The following is a 16,598-nucleotide window of genomic DNA, read 5'->3' as shown; positions in this document are numbered from 1 at the left end:
TAAATGAGTTTATTTAGAAGCATACATCGAAGAACATCGATGTGACCGGGGGAAAAGTATGCGCCGGCTGGACAATATCGATATCCGCCTGCTTCGCGTCTTCGTGGCGCTGGCCGACTGCGGCGGCTTCGCGGCCGCCCAGATCACGCTCAATCTGTCACAGCCGACGCTGAGCACGCACTTGGCCGAACTGGAAAAGCGCATCGGCGCGCAGCTCTGCCATCGCGGGCGCAAGCAATTCCGGCTGACCGAGGTCGGCCGGGCCACCTACGATGCCGCGCAGAAGCTGTTTCGCGACCTTGACGATTTCGGGCATCGCATCAGCGCGGCCAGYGGCAGCCTGTCGGGGCGATTGCGGCTCGGCACGTCGGACGGCGTGTTCACCAGCGCGGAGCTCGRCATCCAACATGCCCTGAGCCGCTTCATGGGGCCGGATTCCGATGTTTTCATCGACCTGACGGTGGGCACGCCGTCCGAGCTCGAACAACAGGTCGCCGACGGTGGCCGGGACGTCGTCATCGGACCGCTGTCGCAAAAGGCGCCGGGCGTCGTCTACCGCGATTATTGCGGAGAGCCGCATCTCCTCTACTGCGGGCGGCGCCACCCCCTATTTGCCGTGCCGGATTCGACGATCGACAAGGCGGCTATCGACACCGCCCGTTTTTCGGTCCGCAGCTACCGGCATTTCGACGACCTCTATCTCGTCGGCCATCCGCGCGCGAGCGCGTCCGTCGTCCATATGGAGGCACAACTGATGCTGATCCTTTCGGGCAACTTCATCGGCTTCCTGCCTTGCCATTTCGCGGATCCATGGGTGGCAAAGGGCGAAATGCGGGCGATCCGGCCGAGAGCCTACGCATTCAGCTCCGTCCACCGCGTCGCCTACMGCAAGGCCGATGCCCAGAGTTTGCTGGTCCAAGCCTTTCTCGAGGCGCTCTTCGACCCGGCGCAGGCGACGAAATCCGGGACGACGCGCGATCCGGCAGTCCGTCCTTGATCGATCAGGCCGGATTTTGCAGAGCCTGCAGCGATCGGCTCAGGTTCTTTATGGCCTGTGCCTCGAACCTGTCGCGGAACGCTTGCGTGTAGAAAATATGCGACCGGGCGAGGAAATTCTGCAGGACGGCCGAGCGGCCGGCGCGCCACATCGGCTCCTCGACCCAGCCATATTCCAGCCGGACCGCCTTCTCGTAAGCATCGAAGACCGCCGGTTCGGCGCCGAGGATCGCCAGATCCATGTCGAGCAGAAGGGCCGCATCGCTGAGCGCGCCGTCGTCGCGGAAAGGCGGCAACTGGTGCGTGGCGGTGGCATTTATCATTGCCGCGATGCGGGCGAGGCGATGGGGAACGACGCGCCCGGCGAGCCTTCTCTCGGCCAGCTCGGCGCTTTTTGCCTCATTGTCCTTGGCGCGGCTGTCATAGATGGCGTCGTGGAACCAGATCGCCGCCTCGACGGCCTGCGGATCATCGAGAAGGTGCCGGTATTCGCTTGCCAGCGCCAGCATCGCTTCGATATGGGCCAAGCCGTGATACTGGCGATCCGCTGCCTGGTAGAGCGCTGCAAGCTCGCTTTTCAGCGCGTCGTCGATCAAGGGTTCGTTTTCCATCGTCGCTTGAATTTGGGTGAACCAGGTCCATTTGACAAAGCACTAAGGAAAATTGAGTTCAACCGTGCTACGATCTGGCCTATATGTGCCGCCGGAGAATGAGCAAGGCCGGAGAGCGTCGATGAACAGCGTTACGATTGCCCGCCCCAGCATGGTGCAGCCGGTCGACCCGATCTGGCGGTCGATCCGCGACGAGGCGATGGAGGCGGTGAACCGCGATCCGCTGCTCGCGGCCTTCCTCTATTCGACCATCCTCAACCAGGAGAGCCTGGAAGAGGCTGTGATCCACCGGCTGGCCGAGCGCCTGGCGCATCAGGATATCGGTTCCGATCTCATCCGCCAGACCTTCAAGGCGATGCTGGACGACGATCCGGAGTGGAGCTCGACGGTTCGCGTCGACATCCAGGCCTATTACGACCGCGACCCGGCCTGCGACCGCTTCATCATGCCGGTTCTCTATTTCAAGGGTTTTCACGCCATCCAGACGCACCGGCTGGCGCATTGGCTGTGGAACCAGGGCCGCAGGGACTTCGCGCTCTACCTGCAGAGCCGCTCGTCCTCGGTGTTCCAGACCGACATCAATCCGGCCGCCCGCATCGGCAAGGGCATCTTCCTCGACCATGCCACGGGCCTGGTCGTCGGCCAGACGGCCGTTATCGAGGATGATGTCTCGATCCTCCATGGCGTGACTTTGGGCGGCACCGGCAAGGCCAATGGCGACCGCCACCCGAAGATCCGCCGCGGCGTGCTGATCGGCGCCGGCGCCAAGATCCTCGGCAATATCGAGATCGGCCATTGCTCCAAGATCGCGGCCGGCTCGGTGGTGCTGTCGCCTGTGCCGCACAACAAGACGGTCGCCGGGGTGCCCGCGCGCGTCGTCGGCGAGACAGGCTGCGACCAGCCTTCGCGGCAGATGGACCAGCTTCTGCCGTCGCAGAGCATGGACCACGTGGTCAGCTTCGACATCTGACCTCCGCCATCCGCGGAAACCGCCGAAATCCGGCCGCCAGGTTCGGCGGCTTTTGTCCTATGCAATTGTCCCGGCTTGCCTTTACATGGCCATCGTTGGCGTGTCAGAAGCGCGTTCCATCGAACGAGGCCGACATTTCGGAGAAGACTTTTGAAGCCTGACGAGATCAGAAAGCTGGACGCCTATTTCAAGCGCGTCTTCCAGAACCCCAAGCTGCAGGTGAAGGCGCGTCCGCGCAAGGAAGACTCGGCCGAAGTCTATGTCGGCGACGAGTTCCTCGGCATCGTCTTCAAGGACGAGGACGATGGCGACTATAATTTCTCGATGGCCATTCTCGACATCGATCTGGCTTAATTCATACCGGTTTCCGGCCGGGCGGTGCCGCCGCCCGCCGAGTTGGCCTGCAGGCGCAGACCGCGGGGCTCTGTTCCGACGCAATTCCCGACGGAAAACCGCGAAGCACTTTTCCTGGAATTGCATTAATCCGGGCAATGCCGCGGGATATGCACCCGCCGCCAGCTTGTCGAACCTTCCCTCACTACAACCCGGCGCGCCACTGTCCCGTATGAGGGCGGGATTTGCCGGATGCGTACCTGCTGCGGCCGCACCAGCACTTCGTGGRCAACCGCTTCATATTCCGCCGRCAGGACCACGCGCCGGACGCGCTCCGGCTGGACTACTACCCTTTCCGCCACGCGCGCATAGCGGSCCTTGCGCCATACTTTGCACAGCACCTTGCGGCCATGGATGACGCGCCATTCCCAGGCATAGCCGCCATCGTCGACCTTGACCGTGTGGTAGACCGTGCGTGTCACCGCAGGCACAGTCTCGTAGGTGACGCGCGGCGGTGCGATCTGCTCCACGCCCTGATATGTGCCGTAGATCGGCGCGTCGTAATCGACCACCTGCCCGCCGGGGTTCAGCATCACATCCTCGTAGACGGTGTCGTAAAGCGCCGGCCTATGGATCGGCTCATAGCATTCGAGCGCGCGGCTGCCGGCGGCGGTTCCTGAGACGCTGGCAAGCATCGCGACGGCCGCCAGCGATGCGGAGCTTTTGCGGATCATGACATTCCCCCGTTGAAAAAGGACGCCTTCACAACGCAGGACTGTAGCGGAAGGTCCGGGAGCCGACAGCGATTTCGAGGCTTTTCGTTAAGCGGCGCGGTTAAGGAATTGCTACCTTGCCAGTGGCTTCGGTTCGGCCAACCGGACCGAGCCCGCCTCACAGGGCCAATCCGCCTGGGCTTCGCCGGCGCCGCAGCGCTTTACTCGACTTAACCAGATGGCTAGGAGAGGCGGCCTTGCGCTAGGGTGAGCCGGCATCCTATTTAGGTCGTAACCGATCCAGAACGATTCCGCGCGATTGCCGATAATGCCAAGGTGCCGGAATCCATCTCCAACAAGGGTAGTCCATGAAGAACCCCGTTGAAACCTACATGAACCTCGTTCCGATGGTGGTCGAGCAGACCAATCGCGGCGAGCGCGCCTACGACATCTTCTCGCGCCTCTTGAAGGAWCGCATCATCTTCATTACCGGTCCGGTCGAGGATGGGATGGCGACGCTGGTTTGTGCACAGCTTTTGTTCCTCGAAGCCGAGAACCCCAAGAAGGAAATCAACCTCTACATCAATTCGCCGGGCGGCGTCGTCACGTCGGGCATGGCGATCTACGACACGATGCAGTTCATCAAGCCGGCGGTGTCGACGCTCTGCATCGGCCAGGCCGCGTCGATGGGTTCGCTGCTTCTGACCGCGGGCCACAAGGACATGCGTTTCGCCACGCCGAACGCCCGGATCATGGTCCACCAGCCGTCGGGCGGCTTCCAGGGTCAGGCCTCGGACATCGAACGTCATGCGCAGGACATCATCAAGCTGAAGCGCCGCTTGAACGAGGTCTATGTCAAGCACACCGGCAAGAGCTATGAAGAGATCGAGAGGACGCTCGACCGCGACCACTTCATGACCGCGGACGAGGCCAGGGACTTCGGCCTGATCGACAAGGTCATATCGAGCCGCGAGGCCGCCGAGGCAACCACGGCTTCAGCCTGACATCGGCGGCAAATGACAGCATAACGCGGTTTTGGCGCGTCTTGCGGCATTTCGGCCACAATTGGCTGTTCCCTCAGGCGTTGGGATTGCCTACGTTAAGGCTATGTTGATTTTCGACGGCTTAGCTTTGCGTGGGGTTGCTGCGAATCATTGCCGCGTTTTCTGAATTGTGTTTCGTAAGGAATGCGCTGTGTGAGCCGGGACACTGGCGGTGGCGGATTCCYGCGATAGATTGGTGAGACGTCACTCGAAGCCAGGCGATCGGCGGGCGTTGGTGAAAGGACAGAAAAATGAGCAAGGTCAGCAACGGCGGCGGTGATTCAAAGAACACGCTTTACTGCTCGTTTTGCGGCAAGAGCCAGCACGAAGTCCGCAAGYTGATCGCCGGACCGACGGTCTTCATCTGCGACGAATGCGTCGAACTGTGCATGGACATCATCCGCGAGGAGAACAAGACCTCGATGGTGAAGTCGCGCGAGGGCGTGCCGACCCCGCAGGAGATCCTCAAGGTCCTCGACGATTACGTCATCGGCCAGCCCTACGCCAAGCGCGTGCTGTCGGTGGCCGTCCACAACCACTACAAGCGCCTGGCGCATGCCGGCAAGAACAACGACGTCGAGTTGGCGAAGTCGAACATCCTGCTGATCGGCCCGACCGGCTGCGGCAAGACGCTGCTGGCCCAGACGCTCGCCCGCATCATCGACGTGCCGTTCACCATGGCCGACGCCACGACGCTGACCGAGGCCGGCTATGTCGGCGAGGACGTCGAGAACATCATCCTGAAGCTGTTGCAGTCGGCCGACTACAATGTYGAGCGCGCCCAGCGCGGCATCGTCTATATCGACGAAATCGACAAGATCTCGCGCAAGTCGGACAATCCCTCGATCACCCGCGACGTGTCGGGCGAGGGCRTGCAGCAGGCGCTGCTCAAGATCATGGAAGGCACGGTCGCCTCGGTGCCGCCGCAGGGCGGCCGCAAGCATCCGCAGCAGGAGTTCCTGCAGGTCGACACCGCCAACATCCTGTTCATCTGCGGCGGCGCCTTCGCGGGCCTGGACAAGATCATCTCGGACCGCGGCCGCAAGACCTCGATCGGCTTCGGCGCGACCGTGGCCTCGCCTGAGGATCGGCGCACCGGCGATCTCTTCCGCCAGGTCGAGCCCGAGGATCTGTTGAAATTCGGCCTTATCCCGGAATTCGTCGGTCGTCTGCCGGTTCTGGCGACGCTGGAAGATCTCGACGAGCCGGCGCTGATCCAGATCCTGACCGAGCCGAAGAACGCGCTGGTCAAGCAGTATCAGCGGCTGTTCGAGATGGAAAATGTCGATCTGACGTTCCACGAGAACGCGCTGTCGGCGATCGCCAAGCGCGCCATCGAACGCAAGACCGGCGCGCGCGGCCTGCGCTCGATCATGGAAGCGATCCTGCTCGACACCATGTTCGAGTTGCCGGCGCTGGAAGGCGTGCGCGAGGTGGTGATTTCGGAAGAGGTGGTGTCCGGCAACGCCCGGCCGCTCTACATCTACTCCGAGCAGAAGGAAAAGAAGGGCAATGTCAGCGCCTGAAATGGCACTGGACCTGTCAATTTTCACGGAACGGCGCCCGCGTGGCGCCGTTTTGTTGTCAAAGGCGGGGAGGCGGGCGATGGAACGGCTCGAGCGACCATGCTAACCCTTGATCTTTGCCCCGGCTGCATCCACCTAACAGCAGAAGGCCGAGGCGCCGAATTCTGTGCTGTAAAACTCCCGTCACAAACGGTGGTAGGCGGAACGACACTCGGTCGTTAATATGAGATTCGCGGTTGGCTAAAATAAGCGGCCGCGACATGAAAGGTTGGACAATGGCCAAGATATCCAAGGCTTCCGGCGACGGCGTTTTCGCAGTCCTCCCACTGCGCGATATCGTCGTGTTCCCGCATATGATCGTTCCGCTCTTCGTGGGCCGTGAAAAGTCGATCAAGGCGCTGGAAGAGGTGATGGGTCAGGAAAAGCAGATCCTGCTCGCCACCCAGATGAATGCAGCCGACGACGATCCTGAGCCCGATGCGATTTTCGACATCGGTACGCTCGCCAATGTGCTGCAGCTTTTGAAGCTGCCCGACGGCACCGTGAAGGTTCTGGTCGAGGGCGCCTCGCGCGCCAAGATCGTCTCGTTCACCGATCGCCCCGACTTCCATGAGGCCCGCGCCACCGCGCTTGCGGAGCCGGAAGAGGAAGAGGTCGAGATCGAGGCGCTTGCCCGCTCGGTCGTCACCGACTTCGAGAATTACGTCAAGCTGAACAAGAAGATCTCGCCCGAAGTGGTGGGCGCGGCCAGCCAGATCGACGACTATTCCAAACTCGCCGATACGGTTGCCTCGCATCTCGCCATCAAGATCCCCGAAAAGCAGGAGATGCTCGCCACGCTTTCCGTCAAGGAACGGCTCGAGAAGGCGATGGGCTTCATGGAGGCCGAAATCTCCGTGCTCCAGGTGGAAAAGCGCATCCGCTCGCGCGTCAAGCGCCAGATGGAGAAGACGCAGCGCGAGTACTACCTCAACGAGCAGATGAAGGCGATCCAGAAGGAGCTCGGCGAGGGCGAGGACGGCCGCGACGAGGCCGCCGAGATCGAGGCGCGCATCAAGAAGACCAAGCTCTCCAAGGAGGCCCGCGAGAAGGCGGAAGCCGAATTGAAGAAGCTGCGCTCTATGTCGCCGATGTCGGCTGAATCGACGGTGGTGCGCAATTATCTCGACTGGCTGCTGTCGATCCCGTGGGGCAAGAACTCCAAGGTCAAGCAGGACCTGAACTATGCGCAGGACGTGCTCGACGCCGACCATTTCGGCCTCGACAAGGTCAAGGAGCGCATCGTCGAGTATCTCGCCGTGCAGAGCCGCCAGAAGAAGATCAAGGGGCCGATCCTGTGCCTCGTCGGCCCGCCCGGCGTCGGCAAGACCTCGCTCGGCAAGTCGATCGCCAAGGCGACCGGCCGCGAGTTCATCCGCATGGCGCTCGGCGGCGTGCGTGACGAGGCCGAGATCCGTGGCCATCGGCGGACCTATATCGGCTCGATGCCCGGCAAGGTCATCCAGTCGATGAAGAAGGCCAAGAAGTCCAATCCGCTCTTCCTGCTCGACGAGATCGACAAGATGGGCCAGGACTTCCGCGGCGATCCGTCATCGGCCCTGCTCGAGGTGCTCGATCCGGAGCAGAACTCGACGTTCATGGACCATTACCTCGAGGTCGAATACGACCTGTCGAGCGTGATGTTCGTGACGACGGCGAACACGCTGAACATCCCTGCGCCCCTGATGGACCGCATGGAGATCATCCGTATCGCCGGTTACACCGAGGACGAGAAGATCGAGATCGCCAAGCGTCACCTGATGCCCAAGGTGATCCGCGACCATGCCCTGCAGCCGAACGAGTTCTCGGTCGGCGAGGACGCGATCCGCGGCATCATCCAGACCTACACGCGGGAAGCCGGCGTGCGCAGYCTGGAACGCGAGCTGATGAAGCTCGGGCGCAAGGCGGTGACCGAGATCCTGCGGACGAAGAAGAAGACGGTGAAGATAACGGCGGACAACCTTGCCGATTATCTCGGCGTGYCGCGCTTCCGCTTCGGCCAGGTCGAGGCCGACGATCAGGTCGGCGTGGTCACGGGGCTTGCCTGGACGGAAGTCGGCGGCGAGCTGCTGACGATCGAAGGCGTCATGATGCCCGGCAAGGGCCGCATGACGGTGACCGGCAATCTGCGGGACGTGATGAAGGAATCGATCTCGGCGGCGGCTTCTTACGTCCGCTCCCGGGCGCTCGATTTCGGCATCGAGCCGCCGCTGTTCGACAAGCGCGACATCCATGTCCACTTGCCGGAAGGCGCGACTCCCAAGGATGGCCCGTCCGCCGGTGCCGCCATGGCCACGGCTATCGTGTCGGTGCTGACGGGTATCCCGGTCCGGGCCGATGTGGCGATGACGGGCGAGATCACGCTGCGTGGCCGTATCCTGCCGATCGGCGGCCTGAAGGAGAAGCTGCTCGCGGCGCTGCGCGGCGGCATCAAGAAGGTCCTGATCCCGGAAGAGAACGTCAAGGATCTGGCGGACATTCCGGACAACGTGAAGAACGGCATGGAGATCGTCCCCGTCTCGCGGGTCGGCGAGGTGCTCGCGCACGCGCTGACGCGGATGCCGGAGCCGATCGAGTGGGTCGAACCGGTCAATGCGCCGGCTCCGGTCGACACCGGCGACGATGCCGGAAAGTCGCTCGCGCACTAACAAAAGTTAAAGTTGCAGTGCACAATGAGAGAGCCGGGCTTCGAGCCCGGCTTTTTCATGTGAAAAAGCCACGAAAAAATTCAAAAAAGCCCGGAATTCCGCGGTTTTTGGCTTGGGTTCCGGATCGCTTCTTTCTAAAGTCCGTTTCCTGCCGGATGAGTCGTAAGTTCCGGTTTTCTCATGGAAGGGAATTTTGATGAACAAGAACGAACTGGTGTCCGCTGTCGCCGATGCCGCAAGCATTTCGAAGGCTGATGCGCAGTCTGCCGTCGATGCGGTGTTCTCCGTGATCACAGGCGAACTGAAGAAGGGCGGCGATGTCCGGCTTGTCGGCTTCGGAAATTTCACCGTGTCAAAACGCGCTGCTTCGACCGGCCGCAATCCGCAGACCGGCGCGGAAGTGAAGATTCCGGCGCGCACCGTGCCGAAGTTCTCGGCCGGCAAGGGCCTCAAGGACGCGGTCAACTAAGACCTTTTTCTTTAAGTGCAGAAAAGCCGGGCTTGCCCGGCTTTTCTTTTTGCGGCGATCGAACCCGCACTTTTCCTGGAATTGCTCAGGCTGTCGGCGCGTCCGCGCGCATCAGGCCTTCCTGTTTCAGATCCGCCCAGAGCGCCGCCGGTATCTTGGTGTCGAGCAGCGCGCGGTTGCTTTCGACTTCGGCCGGCCGCTGGCCGCCGGGGATCACCGACATCACCGAAGGGTGCTGCAGCGGGAATTGCAGCGCCGCCTCGATCAGCCGCACATTGTGGCGCTTGCAGACGGCTTCGATACGCGCCACGCGGTCGAGGATCTCCTTCGGCGCTTCGCTGTAGTTGTAGAAGGCGCGGGGCTTCGGCCCGGTGGCCAGCACGCCGGAATTGTAGGGGCCGCCCAGCACGATGCCGATGCCGCGCTTCTGGCAGAGCGGCAGGAAGGATTGAAGCGCTTCCTRCTCAAGCAGCGTGTAGCGGCCGGCCAGYAGGAACAGGTCGAAGTCGCCGCGCTCGGCGAGCGTCTGGGCAACCTGCCACTCGTTGATGCCACCGCCGAAGGCCTTGATCACGCCCTGGTCGCGCAGCGACAGCAGGCCGTAATAGCYGGACGACATGAACTCCTCGATGCGGGCGTCGGAGGCTTCCTTGCTGCCATGGGTGAAGATGTCGACGTCGTGGACGAAGAGGATGTCGATGCGGTCGACGCCCAGGCGCTCCAGCGAGGCCTCGAAGGAGCGCATGACGCCGTCGTAGGAGTAGTCGTAGACTTCCCGGCGCGACGGCGTCTCGAAGAACTTGCCGATGCCGGTGCGCTGGTCGGGCGGGGCGACGCGCATGATGCGGCCGACTTTACTCGACAGCACATAGTCGTCGCGCTTTCTGGCGCGCAGGAAGGGGTTGAGGCGGGTTTCCGACAGGCCAAGGCCGTAAAGCGGCGCCGTATCATAGTAACGGCAGCCGGTCGCCCATGCCGCTTCCAAGGTGGCGTTGGCGTCCTCGTCGGAGACGGCGCGGTAGAGATTGCCGAGCGGCGCGGTGCCGAAGCCGAGCTCGGTGAAGGTGATGCCGCCATTGCCGATGCGGTCGAAATGCCGTGTCTTCATGTCTGACGATGTCCCGGAGTGATTTGTCTGACATGACACTATCACGCCCGTGGCCCARCAAAAGTGCCGAGGCTCGTTGGACAGCGATTTTCGCAATGATAGCATGAACAAAAACAAGCCGTTCGCGGCCGGCGAGGCGCCAAATCCGTAGAGACAAGCGATATCGCGCAGACAGGGGTGAACCGTCATGACCAAAGCCGGATCCGGCATGTTCGCGACCGCGCTGGACGAGCTCGGCGCGGTTCTGGCGCGCACGGATGAAGCGCGGATCGATGCCGCCTGTGCAATGCTGGCCGGCGCCGGCAGGATCGCCGTCTATGGCTGCGGCCGCGAGGCGCTGCAGCTGAAGGGCTTCGCCATGCGGCTTTATCATCTCGGCCTGCCGGTGTCGGTCGTCGGCGACATGACCACGCCGCCGCTGGGGCAGGGAGACGTCTTCCTCGCGAGTTCAGGGCCGGGCGAGACCACCACGRTGCTGACCTTGATGCGGGTTGCCCGCGCGGCTGGCGCTAAGGTGCTGCTCTTGACGGCGGAGCCGGCAGCCAGCGCYGTCAAGCTCGCCGACTTCACCCTGCTCATCCCGGCGCAGACGATGGCCAGCGACCAGGGCGCGGCAAGGACCTCGGTGCTGCCGATGGGCTCGCTGTTCGAGGGCGCGCTGTTCCTCTTGTTCGAGATCATGGTGCTGAAGCTCAAGGCGCTTACAAAAGCCACGCCGGAGGCGATGCGCGCCAGGCACACCAATATGGAGTAGGGGATGCGCTACGAGCTGATGCTGCCGCACCAGATCCGCAAGGCGATCGAGGAGAACTGGCCGGTCGTGCTGCCGCTCGGCGTGCTCGAATACCATGGCGAGCACATGGCGGTCGGCATGGACACGCTGGCGGTCATCAAGACGGTGGAGCTGATCGAGAAGGAGAGGGATATCGTCATCCTGCCGCCCTTCTATTACGGCGCGGCAAGCTATGCGGTGGCTCCGCCGGAAGGCAGCGGCTCGGTGCAGGTCGGCGGTCCGGTGCTTTCGCCCTTCGCGGAGGAATTGTTCTACGGCCTGCTGCGCATCGGCTTCCGCAATATCCACGCCATCATCCACCACCAGACCGAGAATTTCGTGGCCGGCATGCCGACCGATCTCGCCTTCAAGACCGCCGGCCGGCAGGCGATCTTCCGCTTTCTGGAGAAGGAGCGCGGCGAGGGCTGGTGGGGATCGAACAGCATGGCCGATTACTATGCCGGCCATGCGCAGGGCGAGAATGTCTTCAACTGGGTGCAGGTGCACCCGCTGATGCCGGCCGCGATGAACGGCAAATATCCGTTCGACCATGCCGGCAAAGGCGAAACCTCGCTGATGCTGGCGCTGTGCCCCGAGGCCGTGGACGAGAAGCATTTCGCCGACAACACCGGCTGGTACACGAAAGACGCGGCGGAGGCCTCGGCGGGCCTCGGCAAGATCGGCGTCGCGATGATCCTCGATCATTTAAGGGCGATATTGCAGGCCTAGCACCCTCTTCCAGGGAACGCCGACGCCTCACTCCGCTGGAACACCCCTCATCCGTCTCGGCGCTAACGCGCCGATCCACCTTCTCCCACAAGGGGAGAAGGAGAGGTCCAGCTACTTCACCGAGCCGGCCGTCATGCCCATGATCAGGTAGCGCTCGAGCGCGATGCCGATGATCGCCAGCGGCGCGATCGCGGCGGTGGCGAGGGCTGCCATCGACCACCAGTTGATGCCTTGCGAGCCGGTCTGGCTCGCCACCATGACGGGGATGGTTTTCGCATCGGTCGAGGTCAGGAGCGCAGCGAAGAAATACTCGTTCCAGCACAGCACCATCGCCAGGATGAAGGCGGCGACCATGCCTGGCAGCGCGATCGGCATGACGATGCGGAAAAAGGCGCCCCAGATCGACAGCCCGTCGACCAAAGCCGCCTCCTCCAATTCGACGGGAATGGAGTTGAACTGGTCGCGCATGATCCAGATCACGATCGGCAGCACCATCAGCGTATAGAGGAGCACGAGCCCGATACGCGTGTCGAGGAGGGCCACTTCCCGGTAGAGCACCAGGAAAGGCAGCGCCAGCACGACCGGCGGCAGGATCAGTTGCGACAGGAAGAAGAAGGAGATGTCCTCGTTCTTGAACCAGGCGAATTTGTAGCGGTAGCGAACGAGGCCATAGGCGGCGAGGCTGCCGATGATRATGGCGAGGCTCGATGCGCCGACCGAGGTGATGACGGAGYTCATGAAGCGTTTGAGGAATTCGTCGCGCACGGTCGATGTCTGGAAGATCGAATCCGGCGACAGGCCGAGCGAACGCCAGCCCTTCCAGTCGGGCGTAAAGTCGACGAAGGGAATGAGATGGCCTTGCGTGACGTCGACCGCCGATTTGAACGAGGTGGTGATCGTCCAGTAGATCGGGAACAGGCACACGAATGCCCAGAAGACAAGCGCRCCGTAGATGAAGACGCGGCTGGTGATGAAGGCGGCCGGCGAGCGGATATYGGAAACGGTGTAGTCGGTGGTCTGGACGCTCATGAWGCCGCTCAGTTGACGTTGCGCACGAAGCGACTGGCGACTTTCAACARCCAGGTCACGAACACGACGATGATGATCAGATAGGCCATGGCCAACATGGTGCCATAGCCGACATTCGAGCGGTCGCGATACTCGCGATAGATGAAGCTCGACACGGAATCGGTGGCGCCGCCGGGGCCGCCGGAGGTCAGGGTGATAATGATATCGGCGAGCTTCAGCTTGAAGATGATGCGCAGGATCACGGCCGTTACGGATACCGGCAGCATCAGCGGGAAGGTGACCTGCCAGAAGGTCTGCCACGCGGTCGCGCCGTCGACGCGGGCGGCTTCAAGCACCTCGCGCGACATCGCCTGCAGGCCGGCCAGCAGCATGATCATCATGAACGGGATGAAGGTCCAGGCGTCGAGCATCATGATCGAGATGCGGGCGGTGATCGGGTCGGAGAAGAAGGCGGGATTGTCCCAGCCGAGATGACGCGCCAGCGTCGCCRCGGGTCCGAACCGGTATTCCATCAGCGATTTGCCGACCATCCAGGACACGGCGACCGGCGACAGCATCAGCGGCAAAAGAAAGACGACGCGGAAGAATTTGCGAGCCTTGATCTGCGCATTGAGCAGCAGCGCCAGGCCGAAGGCGATGACATATTCGACCAGCACCGCAAGCACATAGAGCACCATGTTGAACAGCGCATTGCGGTAATAGGGGTCGGCCAGCATCTGCCAGAAATTGTCGAGGCCGTTGAAGCGGCGGCCGGTGAAGGAACTGAGGTTCCAGTCGGTCAGGGCGATGTAGAAGCCGAACAGCGTCGGGAAGATCACCATGGCGATGGTGAAGAGCAGGGCCGGCAAAAGGAACAGCGCGCGCTGCCCGTCCTCGCCACGCGTCAACACCTGCCAGGCGCCGAGCGCGATGCCCCACAAGATGTAGGCATAGACCACGGGGCGCCAGGTGTCGAAACCGACCGTGGACATCTCGGTCTTGTAGAGGACCTGCACGATGATGATCCCCAGCAGGCCAAGGGTCGCGATGGCCAGCAGGCCCCAGCCGAGGCGCTTGCGGCTTGCCGGGATCAGGTCGGCCGGATTTGCCGGCCACGCATTCGCCGTCGAAGTCTGCTCAGCCACTCTCGCCTCTTAAAGCATCAAACCGGCCGGGCCGGTAAAGATGCGGCCCGATGACGATGTGCCACCGGGCCGCGACGTCTGATGAGACAGCCTACATGCCGAGCGAGGCTTTGTAGAGCTTGATCTGGTTTTCGCGGCCGATCTGGTCGGTCAGCTTTTCCCAGGCCGCCGCGATGGCGTCGGCGCCTTCCTGCGCCTTCATCTTGCCGGCGAAGGTGTTGGCCAGGATGTCCTCGGCGGCCGAGTAGTACTGGAAGATGCCGGGGATGCGCGGCTCGATCGCCGCGTTCGGATGGTTGTAGCTGTCGCCTTCCGACTTGAGATAGGAGGTGATGAAGGCCTCGTCATAGCCTGCCGCCACCCATTCGGGAATGTTGAAATGGGAGTTGCGGTACGGCTGGAAGCCCGACGGATACATCGCGGTCCAGATCGACAGGTCCTTGCCGCCGAGATGGGCGGYGGCCGACCATGCGGCCTTCTTCTTCTTCTCGTCGGAATCGACGCGGGCCATGACATAGACGCCCCAGCCGAGATAGGCGCAGTTCGGCGCATAGTTCGGGCCGCTGGCGAGCTTGTCCCACTTGCCGGTCTTGGAATTGTACACGTCGTCGGAACCCGGCAGGATGGAGAAGCCGGTGACATCGCCGATGACCGAGGAGTCATTGGTCTTCACGTTCGAGCCGACGTCGCCCCACCAGGGGATCATCGAGCCGGTGCCGGCCAGGAACTGCTGGAAGGCGGTCGTGTTCGGATCGGCGTTGATCTGGTCCGCGGGTTCGGACGGCAAGGCGTCGATCACGTCCTGGATGGCGCGCACCCAGRCCGGATTGTTGATGCGGGGCTTCATCGTGTCGGCATCGAACAGCCAGGCCTTGTCATCGGGATGCTTGGCATAGGCTGTGGCGCGGCTGCCGAGGAAATAGAAGCCGAAACCGCCCCAGGGCTTGGGCGCGTCGAGATAGCCGTAGACGTCCTGGCCCTTGAATTTCTTGCCCTTGAGGAACTTGGTCACGGCCTGCACCTGCTGCCAGGTCTTGGGCACGCCCCATTCCGTCAGGCCGGCCTTGTCGCCGCCATCGGCTTTCCACGCCGCCGCCAGCTCGGAGTCGGAGAACACGTCGGTGCGGTAGTTGAAATTGTGCGTGTCGCCGTCGATGGTCACGCGATACTGCTTGCCGTCCCAGGTGCCGACCGGCGGTTTCAGGTAGTTGACGAGGTCGTCGAAGTCGATCTGCTTCTTGACCCAGTCGGGCATCTCGGAGGTCAGGCCCTTGCCGCAGACGTCGCCTTCGAAAGGCGCGCCCATCTCGATGATGTCGAAGTCGACGGTCTTGGTTGCGATGGACTGCTGCAGGCGGGCGTTGTAGTCGGCCTGGGCGAGGTCGATCCAGCTGATCTTGGCGCCCGTATAGGCCTCCCACGGCTTCAGGAAGCCGCGGAACAGCACGTTGTGCAGGTTCTGGTTGTTGAGGCCCATGAAGGTGAGCTCGACGCCGGCGAACTCGCCTTCCTTGACATTGGCCTTGGTCGCTTCGAGGCAGAGCTCACCGACCTTCTGGAAGTCGGCATCGGTCGGCTGGCCCTTGCCGACGCCTGGGATCTGCAGGATTTTCGCACGCAGGCTGTCATCGGCCGCGGCCGGCCTCGTCAGCGCACCGAGTCCGGCGCCGGAGGCGGCGGCGATTGCCGCCATGGAGGCAGCACCCTTCAGCACATCGCGGCGGCTCGCGCCGGCGCGCATCAGTTTTTCATACAGGTCGACTCTCATCTACAGGTTCCTCCCAGAACAACAGCGATTGAATTGAAGTGGCCAATCTCTCGGACGTCGAAACGTCTCTCGGTTCTCCTCGATCATACGGGGACGTGGGACCCCACCCTGCGTCGCCGGAGCTCCGATCTCAGGGTAACAGGCCTGCTCTCGGATTGGCACTCGCCACTATTCGCGTAATCGATTACCTTGTCAACAAGATTGGCTTTTTATCTATAAGATACCGACTTGCCGTTGCCGCCGGCAATGGCTAGCTTCACCGCAAAAGATAAAGGGGAGACGATGGCTCAAGTCGCGATCAGCAGTGTGGCCAAGGCGTTCGGAACCGTCAAGGTCCTGCATGAGGTCAGCGTCGATATTGTCGACGGGCAGTTCGTCGTGCTGGTCGGCCCTTCAGGATGCGGCAAGTCCACGCTGTTGAGGATGGTGGCCGGGCTGGAGACGGTTTCCGGCGGCACGATCTCGATCGGCGACCGCGTCGTCAACAACCTGCCGCCGGCGAAGCGCGACATCGCCATGGTGTTCCAGAATTACGCGCTCTATCCGCACAAGACGGTGGAGCAGAACATGGCCTTCGCGCTGAAACTGCGCGGCACGGATCCGGCCGTCGTCGCCGAGCGGGTCAAGCGCGCCGCCGACATCCTCGACCTCGCGCCCTATCTCAAGCGCTACCCGCGCCAGCTTTCCGGCGGCCAGCGCCAGCGCGTCGCCATGGGCCGC

The 16,598-nt window shown here is 62.5% G+C and carries 16 protein-coding genes; 10 read left to right on the top strand and 6 right to left on the bottom strand.

Annotated features, from left to right (window positions below):
• Window positions 1–58 precede the first annotated feature (58 nt).
• Window positions 59–997, top strand: coding sequence for a LysR family transcriptional regulator (locus LCM4576_RS23400; RefSeq protein ID WP_071034869.1), 939 nt, complete (start codon window positions 59–61; stop codon window positions 995–997).
• Window positions 998–1,001: 4 nt separating this feature from the next.
• On the opposite strand, the gene LCM4576_RS23395 is transcribed toward LCM4576_RS23400, so the two are convergent.
• A complete protein-coding gene (locus LCM4576_RS23395) occupies window positions 1,002–1,607 on the bottom strand; it encodes a hypothetical protein (protein WP_071034868.1) in 606 nt (201 codons plus the stop codon).
• Between the two features lie 121 nt (window positions 1,608–1,728).
• On the opposite strand from LCM4576_RS23395, the gene cysE reads away from it, so the two are divergent.
• Window positions 1,729–2,577: a serine O-acetyltransferase gene (cysE, locus tag LCM4576_RS23390; protein ID WP_041007130.1), complete on the top strand. Its 849-nt coding sequence runs from the start codon at window positions 1,729–1,731 to the stop codon at window positions 2,575–2,577.
• Window positions 2,578–2,727: 150 nt separating this feature from the next.
• A complete protein-coding gene (locus LCM4576_RS23385; RefSeq protein ID WP_027166457.1) occupies window positions 2,728–2,931 on the top strand; it encodes a DUF3126 family protein in 204 nt (67 codons plus the stop codon).
• A gap of 125 nt (window positions 2,932–3,056) precedes the next feature.
• Here LCM4576_RS23385 and LCM4576_RS23380 read toward each other — a convergent pair whose 3' ends face one another.
• Window positions 3,057–3,644 carry a hypothetical protein gene (locus LCM4576_RS23380; protein ID WP_071034867.1) on the bottom strand — a complete coding sequence of 196 codons (588 nt, stop codon included), beginning with the start codon at window positions 3,642–3,644 and terminating at the stop codon, window positions 3,057–3,059.
• A 347-nt stretch (window positions 3,645–3,991) separates the two neighbouring features.
• Between LCM4576_RS23380 and LCM4576_RS23375 the strand changes: the two genes are divergently transcribed.
• From LCM4576_RS23375 to hupB, 4 genes are all read left to right on the top strand, one after another.
• Window positions 3,992–4,627 (top strand): ATP-dependent Clp protease proteolytic subunit, encoded by a 636-nt coding sequence (locus LCM4576_RS23375; RefSeq protein ID WP_071034866.1) that lies wholly within the window; start codon window positions 3,992–3,994, stop codon window positions 4,625–4,627.
• Window positions 4,628–4,917: 290 nt separating this feature from the next.
• Window positions 4,918–6,192 carry an ATP-dependent Clp protease ATP-binding subunit ClpX gene (clpX, locus tag LCM4576_RS23370; RefSeq protein WP_071034865.1) on the top strand — a complete coding sequence of 425 codons (1,275 nt, stop codon included), beginning with the start codon at window positions 4,918–4,920 and terminating at the stop codon, window positions 6,190–6,192.
• A 275-nt stretch (window positions 6,193–6,467) separates the two neighbouring features.
• Entirely contained in the window at window positions 6,468–8,879 is a 2,412-nt protein-coding gene (lon, locus tag LCM4576_RS23365) for an endopeptidase La (RefSeq protein WP_071034864.1), read from the top strand.
• A gap of 196 nt (window positions 8,880–9,075) precedes the next feature.
• Window positions 9,076–9,348, top strand: coding sequence for a DNA-binding protein HupB (gene hupB, locus LCM4576_RS23360; protein ID WP_040969493.1), 273 nt, complete (start codon window positions 9,076–9,078; stop codon window positions 9,346–9,348).
• An 85-nt stretch (window positions 9,349–9,433) separates the two neighbouring features.
• Here hupB and LCM4576_RS23355 read toward each other — a convergent pair whose 3' ends face one another.
• Complete coding sequence (locus LCM4576_RS23355; protein ID WP_071034863.1) at window positions 9,434–10,456, bottom strand: aldo/keto reductase; 1,023 nt, start codon at window positions 10,454–10,456, stop codon at window positions 9,434–9,436.
• A gap of 187 nt (window positions 10,457–10,643) precedes the next feature.
• On the opposite strand from LCM4576_RS23355, the gene LCM4576_RS23350 reads away from it, so the two are divergent.
• Both LCM4576_RS23350 and LCM4576_RS23345 read left to right on the top strand, forming a co-directional pair.
• Window positions 10,644–11,210: an SIS domain-containing protein gene (locus tag LCM4576_RS23350; RefSeq protein WP_071034862.1), complete on the top strand. Its 567-nt coding sequence runs from the start codon at window positions 10,644–10,646 to the stop codon at window positions 11,208–11,210.
• A gap of 3 nt (window positions 11,211–11,213) precedes the next feature.
• Complete coding sequence (locus LCM4576_RS23345; RefSeq protein WP_071034861.1) at window positions 11,214–11,957, top strand: creatininase family protein; 744 nt, start codon at window positions 11,214–11,216, stop codon at window positions 11,955–11,957.
• Window positions 11,958–12,068: 111 nt separating this feature from the next.
• On the opposite strand, the gene LCM4576_RS23340 is transcribed toward LCM4576_RS23345, so the two are convergent.
• The 3 genes from LCM4576_RS23340 to LCM4576_RS23330 all read right to left on the bottom strand — a co-directional run bounded on the left by LCM4576_RS23340 (window position 12,069) and on the right by LCM4576_RS23330 (window position 15,878).
• Window positions 12,069–12,986 (bottom strand): carbohydrate ABC transporter permease, encoded by a 918-nt coding sequence (locus LCM4576_RS23340; protein WP_071034860.1) that lies wholly within the window; start codon window positions 12,984–12,986, stop codon window positions 12,069–12,071.
• An 8-nt stretch (window positions 12,987–12,994) separates the two neighbouring features.
• Window positions 12,995–14,110, bottom strand: coding sequence for a carbohydrate ABC transporter permease (locus LCM4576_RS23335; RefSeq protein ID WP_071034859.1), 1,116 nt, complete (start codon window positions 14,108–14,110; stop codon window positions 12,995–12,997).
• Window positions 14,111–14,201: 91 nt separating this feature from the next.
• On the bottom strand, window positions 14,202–15,878 hold the full coding sequence (locus LCM4576_RS23330) for an ABC transporter substrate-binding protein (RefSeq protein WP_071034858.1): 1,677 nt from the start codon (window positions 15,876–15,878) through the stop codon (window positions 14,202–14,204).
• 282 nt (window positions 15,879–16,160) lie between these two features.
• On the opposite strand from LCM4576_RS23330, the gene LCM4576_RS23325 reads away from it, so the two are divergent.
• The coding region (locus LCM4576_RS23325; RefSeq protein ID WP_116397994.1) for an ABC transporter ATP-binding protein at window positions 16,161–16,598 on the top strand (438 nt) is incomplete at its 3' end.

This window comes from Mesorhizobium sp. LCM 4576, assembly GCF_001854815.1.
Lineage (GTDB): Bacteria > Pseudomonadota > Alphaproteobacteria > Rhizobiales > Rhizobiaceae > Mesorhizobium > Mesorhizobium plurifarium.
This window is presented reverse-complemented; position numbering and strand designations above follow the sequence as displayed.

Bases quoted from the DNA above. Each gene is read 5' to 3' on its own strand.
- LCM4576_RS23345 (WP_071034861.1), top strand. From the start codon at position 11,214: ATGCGCTACGAGCTGATGCTGCCGCACCAGATCCGCAAGGCGATCGAG.
- LCM4576_RS23395 (WP_071034868.1), bottom strand. From the start codon at position 1,607: ATGGAAAACGAACCCTTGATCGACGACGCGCTGAAAAGCGAGCTTGCA.
- hupB (WP_040969493.1), top strand. From the start codon at position 9,076: ATGAACAAGAACGAACTGGTGTCCGCTGTCGCCGATGCCGCAAGCATT.
- cysE (WP_041007130.1), top strand. From the start codon at position 1,729: ATGAACAGCGTTACGATTGCCCGCCCCAGCATGGTGCAGCCGGTCGAC.